Origin of the sequence: Cupriavidus sp. SHE, assembly GCF_000812445.1 — a bacterium.
GTDB classification, from domain to species: Bacteria; Pseudomonadota; Gammaproteobacteria; order Burkholderiales; family Burkholderiaceae; genus Cupriavidus; species Cupriavidus metallidurans.
Map to the genome: position 1 here is coordinate 37,864 of NZ_JWMB01000056.1, position 6,680 is coordinate 44,543.

Here is a 6,680-nt window from a genome sequence, read left to right on the forward strand (position 1 = left end):
CGGCGGATCAATCGACGCCGACGAAGCCCCCGGTCTGGTGCGCCCAAAGCCGCGCATACAGGCCACCATCCGCCAGCAATTCGGCGTGCGTGCCGCTTTCGACGATGCGACCGCCGTCGAGCACTACCAGACGATCCATGCGGGCAATCGTCGATAGCCGGTGCGCGATGGCGATTACGGTCTTGCCATGCATCAGCGCCTCCAGGCTTTCCTGAATCGCGGATTCCACTTCCGAGTCCAGTGCGGACGTTGCTTCATCGAGGATCAGGATCGGTGCGTTTTTCAGCAGCACCCGCGCGATGGCGATGCGCTGCCGCTGCCCGCCCGAGAGCTTCACGCCACGCTCCCCGACCAGCGCATCCAGCCCGTGATTGCCGTGCGAGTCGACCAGCAGGTCCATGAAGTCGTCGGCGCGGGCCTGACGCAAAGCCTCGTGCAACTCGGCCTCTGTGCTGTCGGGCTTGCCGTAGCGCAGGTTGTCGCGAATCGAGCGGTGTAGCAGTGATGTGTCCTGCGTGACCATGCCGATCTGCGCGCGCAGGCTCTCCTGCGTCACGCCAGCAATGTCCTGGCCGTCGATCAGGATCTGGCCGGTCTCCACGTCGTAGAGCCGTAGCAGCAGGTTGACGAGCGTCGACTTGCCCGCGCCAGACGGACCGACCAGTCCGATCTTCTCGCCAGGCCGCACCACGAGGTTCACGTTGTCGATGACGCCGCTGCCCTTGCCGTAGTGGAAGCCGACATGGTCGAACCTGACCTCGCCCTGGCGGATGTCGAGCGGCTGCGCATCGGGACGGTCGAGCACGCGACGCGGTACGGCGATGGTTTTCATGCCGTCCTGCACCTGGCCCACGTTCTCGAAGATGCCGTTGACCACCCACATGATCCAGCCGGACATGTTGTTGATCCGGATGACCAGCCCCGTGGACAACGCAATGGCGCCCGTGGTGACCAGCCCCTGGTTCCACAGCCACAGCGCGATGCCCGTGGTGCCAGCGATCAGCAGGCCGTTCAGCGTGGTCACCGTGACGTCCATCGCGCTGACCATCCGGCCGGCCTGTCGGACCTTGTCGGTCTGGTCGGCCATCGCATCGCGCGCGTAGGTCTCCTCATGCTGCGAGTGGGCGAACAGCTTGAGCGTGGTGATGTTGGTATAGCCGTCGACGATGCGGCCCATCAGGCGCGAGCGCGCGTCGGTGGCCACCACGGAGCGTTGCTTGACCCGGGGCGTGAACCACGCCAGCGCGGCGATGTACCCGACGATCCAGATGAGCAACGGAATTGTCAGCCGCCAGTCGGCCTCGGCGAACAGCGCCAGCGAACTGACCGCGTAGACGATCACGTGCCAGAGCGCATCCACGGCCTGCACGGCCGAGTCGCGCAGCGAGTAACCGGTCTGCATGATCCGCTGCGCGATGCGGCCGGCGAAGTCGTTCTGGAAGAACGACAGGCTCTGCTTGAGCACGTAGCGGTGGTTCTGCCAACGGATCATGTTGGCCAGGCTCGGGTTGATCACCTGGTGCACCAGCACATCGTGAGCCCCGATCATCAGTGGGCGCAGGATCAGCGCGACGAACGCCATCCACAGCAATTCGTTCTGGTGGCGTGCGAAGAACGACCCGTCGGGCGTCTCGCGCGCCAGATCGACCAGCCGGCCGAGAAAGCTGAAGAGCGCGACCTCGACCAGCGCGCCGATCAGACCGACGATCAGCAACGCCGCGAAGACGCCGCGGACTTCGCGCAGGAAATGGGCATAGAAGCGCCACACGCTTTCCGGCGGCTGGCTGTCGGGCAGGCCGCGGAACGGGTCGATCAGTCTTTCCAGACGGCGCATCAGCATGGGGGGCGATCCTCGTCATGTCTGCCGGGTGAGCCGATCATGATACGCCCATGAAAAAGCCCCGCTCGAGGGCGGGGCTTGAAGACTGCAGCGGATGATGGCTGGTGGATCAGTGGATCACCATCAGCGTGAACGGATGCACGTACGCCTGCAGCGTCACGAAGATACCGACCATCAGCGCCAGCGCGATCGAGTGGAAGAACACGTAGCGCAGAATCTCGCCTTCGTGGCCATACCACTTGGTGGCGGTGGAAGCCACCACGATCGACTGTGCATCGATCATCTTGCCCATCACGCCGCCCGAGCTGTTGGCCGCGGCCATCAGGGTCGGAGACAGGCCAAGCTGTTCCGCCGTGGTCTTCTGCAGGCCGCCGAACAGCACGTTCGACGCGGTGTCCGAGCCCGTCAGCGCCACACCCAGCCAGCCCAGCATCGTGCCGAACAGCGGGTAGAGCACGCCGGTCTGTGCAAAAGCCAGGCCCAGCGTGGCATCCAGGCCCGAGTAGCGGGTCAGGTAGCCGATGCCGAACATCGCGCAGATCGTCAGCAGCGAGTAGCGCACGAGCTTGATCGTCTCGAAGTACTCCTTGATCAGACGCGGGATCGAATAGCCCATCAGCAGGCCGCCGATGAGGGCCGACACCAGAATGCCGGTACCTGCCATCGACAGCACGTTGAACGCGAACACGGCCGGCTCGGCGATTTGCTTCGCCACCACGGGCGGGCCCTTGAGCACCGCCTTGTCCAGACCCGGGATGGCGAACTTCCATTGCCAGACGCCGTCCATCAGCTTCTTGAACTCGGGGATGCCCCAGACGAACACGAAGACGGTCAGGATCACCCACGGCATCCACGCCTTGATCACCGAGATGTTGGCCGATGCGGCGTTGGCCTTGGCGTCGGCTTCGAGGGCTTCGGCATTGTCGACCTTGGAATCGTCGTGACGGCCCAGGATGCGCGTCGAGGTCCAGATTTCCTTCGGATGCCAGATCTTCAGGAAGGCGGTCAGGCAGCCCATCGAGACCAGCGCCGAAATCACGTCCACCAGCCACGGGCCGTGGAAGTTCGACACCAGGAACTGCGGCACCGCGAAGCTGACGCCGGCCACCAGGATCGCCGGCCAGATCGCCAGCATGCCGCGGAAGCCCGCGAACGCCCAGATCAGCCAGAACGGCACCAGCACCGAGAAGAACGGCAACTGGCGGCCGATCATCGCGGAGAGTTGCACCTGGTCGATGCCGGTCACGGAGGACAGGCCGATGATCGGCGCGCCGAGCGCGCCGAATGCCACCGGCGCAGTGTTGGCGATCAGCGCCAGGCCCGATGCGGCCAGCGGTGAGAAGCCCAGGCCGATCAGGATGGCGCCGGTCACGGCCACGGGCGTGCCGAAGCCGGCCGCGCCTTCGAAGAACGCGCCAAAGCTGAATGCCACCAGCAGGAGCTGCAGGCGGCGATCTTCGGTGACGCCCGAGATCGAGTTCTGCAACACCTTGAATGACCCGTTTATCGTGGTCAGCCGGTGCAGGAAGATGATGTTGAGGACGATCCAGCCAATCGGGAACAAGCCGGAGATGATGCCGAGCCCGGCGGCTTTGCCAGCCATTTCCGCAGGCATTCCGAACACGAATGACGCCACGACGACGCCAACGACCAGCGCCAGCCCGGCCGCCAGGTGGGCCTGCATGTGAAAGAACGCCAGCGCTGCGAGCAGCACGACAACCGGAACCGCGGCGGCAATAGTGGACAACGCCATACTGCCGAGCGGGTCATACACTTGACTCCACACGATTGAATCCTCCTCTGGAATGAAACGACAGCTTGCCTCTGACGGGCCTGGGCTGCCGGAATGCAAATGCCCGTTCAAGCGACGATAGCGCCCCTGGGAGGCGCTATCAAAATGAGTCAGGCGTCGTTGCACGGCCTTGCCGTACGACTTCTACAGTCTGCCGCCGTACGTTTGGCCAGAACCGCTCCGCTTCATTTTGATAGCGCCCCAAAGTGGACAGAAGGGGATTGTAAGGATGGGTTCCGGGCCGCCTGCCTTAAATCGGATCATCGGAATGATGAGCCGGATTCAGGGATCAGGGTTTGCTCGGGGGCAGGCTGAAGCACCTCACACTCTCGCGCGAGACTACTCCTTAATACGAGTGTTCGAAATAGGGGATGTGGAGGGAAGGGCGTAAAACCAACGCCGTGGTCACTGAAAACGCGGGCTGGCGTAGTGACTTTTTCCGCACAGGCAGGGGGAGGGAGAGGAGGCGGTCACCGGCCGGCTGGGCGACGGTGACCGCGATACAACGAATTACTTCAGCGGCAGTTCGAGGATGCCAGTGGCCGCCGGACGCGCCCGCATGGCCGCGAGCCAGCGCTCCAGGTTGGGCCGGGCCGTGTGGGCCTTTGGCATGCCCATCCAGCGGTGCGCCGCGCAGGCCAGCGAGACGTCGGCCATCGTGAAGCGATCGCCACCGATGAACTCGCGGCCTTCCAGCGCGTCGTCGAGCATCTTCGCCAGCGGCTCGGCGCGCTCGCACGATTTCTCGATGACGGCCTCGTCACGCTTGTCCGCCGGTGTACGAACCAGTTGCAGGAACGCCTGGACCATCGCCGGGCTGAACGTCGTGGTCTGCCAGTCCATCCAGCGGTCTGCCGAGGCGCGCGCCTTGACGTCCGAGGGCCACAGCGTGTCCTCGCCATAGCGCGCGCACAGGTAGCGCACGATCGCGTTGGACTCCCACAGCACGAACGGCTCGCCGGCCACGTCGGTGTCGCGGAAATCTTCGATCACCGGAATCAGGCGGTTCGGGTTGAGACGCACGTACGCCTCGGTATCGAGCTCGCCCTTCTGATTGCCGATGTCGATGCGCTCGTGGTCCAAATGCAGCTCGCGCGCGCACCAGACCACCTTCTGGACATTGATTGACGACAGCCTGCCCCAGATGCGAAGCATGTTCGATGGCTCCTCGGGTTGGTTGTAGCGTGCCGGCTCAGGCCGCCCGTGCCTGCGGCGCGGCTTGCGCGATCGCTTCGCGGAACACCTCGCCCAGGATCGACACGCCCTGTTCGATGCGCTCGGCCGAAACGGTCACGAATGCCAGGCGCAGCGTGTTCTTGCGCGGGCTGCCCGCGTAAAACGGCGCGCCCGGCACGTAGGCCACGTTGCGGCGCACGGCTTCTTCCAGGATTTTCATGCTGTCCAGACCCTCAGGCAGCTCCACCCAGATGAACATGCCGCCCTCGGGCGCGTTCCAGGTCACGCCGGCCGGCATGTGGCGCTTCAGCGCGTCCAGCATGAACGCGCATTGCTTGCCGTAGAGCTCGCGAATGGTCGGGATGTGCTGTTCGAGCAGGCCGTCCTTGATCGTTTCGTAGGCGATGCGCTGCGTGAACGTCGGCGTGTGCAGGTCCGAGGCCTGCTTGGCCTGGCACAGCTTGAAATGCAGGTCGGGCGGGGCGATGACGAAACCCAGGCGCATACCGGGCGCCAGGATCTTCGAGAACGAGCCCATGTAGATCACGCCGTCCGGGTTCATCGACAGCAGCGACGGCAACTGGTTGCCCGAGTAGCTCAGTTCGCCGTACGGATCGTCCTCGACCAGCAGCACGCCGAGTTCCTTGGCGCGCTTGACCAGTTCCTGGCGGCGCTCCAGCGGCAGGCGGCGGCCGGTGGGGTTCTGGAAGTTCGGCAGGGCGTACAGGAAGCGCGCGCCGGCGGTCAGCTCGGGCGTCAGCGCCTCGGGGATCAGGCCCTTTTCGTCGGACGGGATCGACACGAATTCCGGCTCGAACAGCGAGAATGCCTGCAGCGCACCCAGGTAGCTCGGCGTTTCCACCAGCACCGGGCTGCCCGGGTCGATCATCACCTTGGCGATCAGGTCCAGCGCCTGTTGCGAACCCGTGGTGATCATCACGCGTTCCACGTCGACGTTGTAGCGCTTGGCCACGAACTCGCGCAGCGGCATGTAGCCTTCCGTGGCCGCGTATTGCAGCGCGCCTTGCGGGTTGTCGGCGAATACACGGGCCACTGCCGCTTCCATGGCCGCTACCGGGAACGAAGCCGGCGAGGGCAGGCCGCCGGCGAACGAAATAACTTCCGGACGCTCGGTGACTTTCAGGATTTCACGGATGGCCGAGCTGGTCAGTTGCTGCGCCCGGCGGGAGATGGCCCATTTCATGATTGGTCTCGTGGTGGGGGAATTCAATGCGCCGGCCTCGGCAAGAGGCGGCGCGGCATTATCTGTGTTGGGTGGTTTCCGACGACGTCAGATCTCGACGATCATTTCGATCTCGACGCAGGCGCCCAGCGGAATCTGCGCCACGCCGAACGCGCTGCGTGCGTGCTTGCCTTTCTCGCCGAACACCTCGGCCAGAAACTCCGAGCAGCCGTTGGTGACCAGATGTTGTTCAGTGAACTCGGGCGTCGAGTTCACCAGGCTCATCACCTTGACGATGCGCTTGACGCGGTTCAGGTCGCCGATATGGGTGTGCAGCGTGGCCAGCAGGTCGATGGCGATCGCGCGCGCGGCCTGCTTGCCGGATTCGGTGTCGATATCCTTGCCGAGCTTGCCAGCCCAGGGTTTGCCATCCTTCCTGGCGATATGGCCGGACAGGAATACGGTGTTGCCGGTGGTCGCTGCCATGACATAGGCAGCGGCGGGGGCGCCGGCCGAGGGCAGTTCCACGCCCAGACGGGCAAGGGTGTCATAGACGGACATGCATGTCTCCTGTCAGTGAAGTCGTCCTGGAAGGATGGGGGGCGCCTCCTCGGCGGCGGATGCCAACGGCATGGCGGGTGCGGTGTTGCGCACTGCGGCGCGTCGGCCAAGGGCCACCACGGCGATCA

Annotated in this window: 5 protein-coding genes and 1 pseudogene; all 6 read right to left on the reverse strand. The window is 64.6% G+C overall.

Annotated features, from left to right (window positions below; all coding sequences use genetic code 11):
- Positions 1 to 7: 7 nt before the first annotated feature.
- Positions 8 to 1,840 (reverse strand): ABC transporter ATP-binding protein, encoded by a 1,833-nt coding sequence (locus tag RN01_RS26470; protein WP_017513049.1) that lies wholly within the window; start codon positions 1,838 to 1,840, stop codon positions 8 to 10.
- A 109-nt stretch (positions 1,841 to 1,949) separates the two neighbouring features.
- Positions 1,950 to 3,626 carry an L-lactate permease gene (locus RN01_RS26475; protein ID WP_024569928.1) on the reverse strand — a complete coding sequence of 559 codons (1,677 nt, stop codon included), beginning with the start codon at positions 3,624 to 3,626 and terminating at the stop codon, positions 1,950 to 1,952.
- A gap of 516 nt (positions 3,627 to 4,142) precedes the next feature.
- A complete protein-coding gene (locus RN01_RS26480; protein WP_017513047.1) occupies positions 4,143 to 4,787 on the reverse strand; it encodes a glutathione S-transferase family protein in 645 nt (214 codons plus the stop codon).
- Positions 4,788 to 4,824: 37 nt separating this feature from the next.
- On the reverse strand, positions 4,825 to 6,012 hold the full coding sequence (locus RN01_RS26485; protein ID WP_017513046.1) for a PLP-dependent aminotransferase family protein: 1,188 nt from the start codon (positions 6,010 to 6,012) through the stop codon (positions 4,825 to 4,827).
- 87 nt (positions 6,013 to 6,099) lie between these two features.
- A complete protein-coding gene (locus RN01_RS26490) occupies positions 6,100 to 6,552 on the reverse strand; it encodes a RidA family protein (RefSeq protein WP_017513045.1) in 453 nt (150 codons plus the stop codon).
- A gap of 12 nt (positions 6,553 to 6,564) precedes the next feature.
- Positions 6,565 to 6,680, reverse strand: a pseudogene (locus RN01_RS34765) (EamA family transporter); the annotation flags it as partial.

Coding starts and splice junctions, on each gene's coding strand:
- RN01_RS26470 (WP_017513049.1), bottom strand. CDS start 1,840: ATGCTGATGCGCCGTCTGGAAAGACTGATCGACCCGTTCCGCGGCCTG.
- RN01_RS26480 (WP_017513047.1), bottom strand. CDS start 4,787: ATGCTTCGCATCTGGGGCAGGCTGTCGTCAATCAATGTCCAGAAGGTG.
- RN01_RS26485 (WP_017513046.1), bottom strand. CDS start 6,012: ATGAAATGGGCCATCTCCCGCCGGGCGCAGCAACTGACCAGCTCGGCC.
- RN01_RS26490 (WP_017513045.1), bottom strand. CDS start 6,552: ATGTCCGTCTATGACACCCTTGCCCGTCTGGGCGTGGAACTGCCCTCG.